Raw genomic sequence first — 2,500 nt, 5'->3', positions numbered from 1 at the left:
CCTTTGTATTATTAATGAGTTCTATCTATAATATAACTTAGTTATTACTAACTATATAAAATTTGTTTCTCTCGTATTCTTATTATTTCCCAATATGTCAATGAACTGTATTCAATTACAAATTCAAAATTTTGAATTCAAAATTAAAATGGTGGAGAATATCGGAGTCGAACCGATGACCTCCTGCGTGCAAGGCAGGCGCTCTAGCCAGCTGAGCTAATCCCCCAGATAAATTCAGAATTTAGAATTCAGAATTTTACTAGAATTAGAATTCTTAGCTTCTAGAATTTCCTTCAATAATCTTTAATGAACTTTATCCAAAATTTTAAATATTAAATTCAAAACCTTGAATCGCAAGCTTAGCTTGCGTAGTAGTCTCAGGCAGACTCGAACTGCCGACCTCTACATTATCAGTGTAGCGCTCTAACCAGCTGAGCTATGAGACTGTCCTATTTATCAGAAGAATGATCCCGATTTTACTCAGGATCATCAACCGAAAAATATCTTGAATTGACAACTAAAACTAAAACTTCGTCTTTCCTTATAGTCGCGTCTTTAACTGCTATGCAGCAAAGCTCTAGAAAGGAGGTGTTCCAGCCGCACCTTCCGGTACGGCTACCTTGTTACGACTTAGCCCCAGTTACCGGTCTTACCCTAGGCCGCTCCTTGCGGTGACGGACTTCAGGTACCCCCAGCTTCCATGGCTTGACGGGCGGTGTGTACAAGGCCCGGGAACGTATTCACCGCATCATGGCTGATATGCGATTACTAGCGATTCCAGCTTCACGGGGTCGAGTTGCAGACCCCGATCCGAACTGTGATAGGTTTTATAGATTCGCTCCGCCTTGCGACGTGGCTGCTCTCTGTACCTACCATTGTAGCACGTGTGTGGCCCAGGACGTAAGGGCCGTGATGATTTGACGTCATCCCCACCTTCCTCACGGTTTGCACCGGCAGTCTTGCTAGAGTTCCCGACATTACTCGCTGGCAACTAACAACAGGGGTTGCGCTCGTTATAGGACTTAACCTGACACCTCACGGCACGAGCTGACGACAACCATGCAGCACCTTGTAATCTGTCCGAAGAAAAATCTGTTTCCAAATCTGTCAGACTACATTTAAGCCCTGGTAAGGTTCCTCGCGTATCATCGAATTAAACCACATGCTCCACCGCTTGTGCGGGCCCCCGTCAATTCCTTTGAGTTTCATTCTTGCGAACGTACTCCCCAGGTGGGTTACTTATCACTTTCGCTTGGCCACCCAGCCCTCAATTAGACCGGACAGCTAGTAACCATCGTTTACGGCGTGGACTACCAGGGTATCTAATCCTGTTCGCTCCCCACGCTTTCGTCCATCAGTGTCAATATATTGTTAGTAACCTGCCTTCGCAATCGGTATTCTATGTAATATCTATGCATTTCACCGCTACACTACATATTCTAGTTACTTCACAACAATTCAAGACTAACAGTATCAATGGCAATTCTACAGTTAAGCTGCAGACTTTCACCACTGACTTATTAGTCCACCTACGGACCCTTTAAACCCAATGATTCCGGATAACGCTTGCACCCTCCGTATTACCGCGGCTGCTGGCACGGAGTTAGCCGGTGCTTATTCTTACGGTACCGTCATCGTGCTACACGTAACACTTATTCTTCCCGTATAAAAGCAGTTTACAACCCATAGGGCAGTCTTCCTGCACGCGGCATGGCTGGATCAGGCTCCCGCCCATTGTCCAATATTCCTCACTGCTGCCTCCCGTAGGAGTCTGGTCCGTGTCTCAGTACCAGTGTGGGGGATCTCCCTCTCAGGACCCCTACCTATCGTTGCCTAGGTGTGCCGTTACCACACCTACTAGCTAATAGGACGCATGCTCATCTTGTACCGTAACCTTTACTATTAATACGATGCCATATCAATAGACTATGGAGGATTAATCCAAGTTTCCCTGGGCTATACTCCAGTACAAGGCAGATTGCATACGCGTTACGCACCCGTGCGCCACTCGTCAGCAAATTAGCAAGCTAATTCCTGTTACCGTTCGACTTGCATGTGTTAGGCCTGCCGCTAGCGTTCATCCTGAGCCAGGATCAAACTCTTCATCGTAGTATCTTAAATAATATTCCACGATATAAGGAAATTTAATCACACTTCATAAAGAAGCGCTCAAAATGGTCGTTCTAGTTTTAATTCAATTCCGATATAATATCGGAACGCGTTGTCAATTCAATATGTCAATTAACTTTTCCCCTAATTAAAGAAGATCATTTATCGCTAGATGTCAAGGAATCGAACCTCTCTCTCCGATAGCTATCGGAATACCAAATCATCTCGTTTTCAATGTGCGTTGCTCTCCGTGAAAGCGGCTGCAAATATACAAACCTTTTTTCTTACCAAACAAATAAAAATTAAAGTTTTTTTTAAGCCGTTTTTATGAAATCTCACAAAGAACTTACTCCAACTTTTTGCCGAAAAATCGGGAGGCAAAGATACCACC

2 tRNA genes and 1 rRNA gene are annotated in these 2,500 nt (G+C 44.4%); all 3 read right to left on the bottom strand.

The features are described 5' to 3' along the window. Window positions 1-149 precede the first annotated feature (149 nt). The 3 genes from HCN54_RS00640 to HCN54_RS00630 all read right to left on the bottom strand — a co-directional run bounded on the left by HCN54_RS00640 (window position 150) and on the right by HCN54_RS00630 (window position 2,109). A tRNA-Ala gene (locus HCN54_RS00640) sits at window positions 150-226 on the bottom strand. Window positions 227-372: 146 nt separating this feature from the next. Then, window positions 373-446, bottom strand: a tRNA-Ile gene (locus HCN54_RS00635). Window positions 447-581: 135 nt separating this feature from the next. Further along, window positions 582-2,109 (bottom strand): 16S ribosomal RNA (locus HCN54_RS00630). Between the last annotated feature and the right edge of the window lie 391 nt (window positions 2,110-2,500).

Origin of the sequence: Leeuwenhoekiella sp. ZYFB001, assembly GCF_011784865.1 — a bacterium.
In the GTDB taxonomy this organism is placed as follows: domain Bacteria; phylum Bacteroidota; class Bacteroidia; order Flavobacteriales; family Flavobacteriaceae; genus Leeuwenhoekiella; species Leeuwenhoekiella palythoae.
Note: the sequence above shows the minus strand (reverse complement) of the source record. Positions and strands in the feature narration are given on the sequence as shown.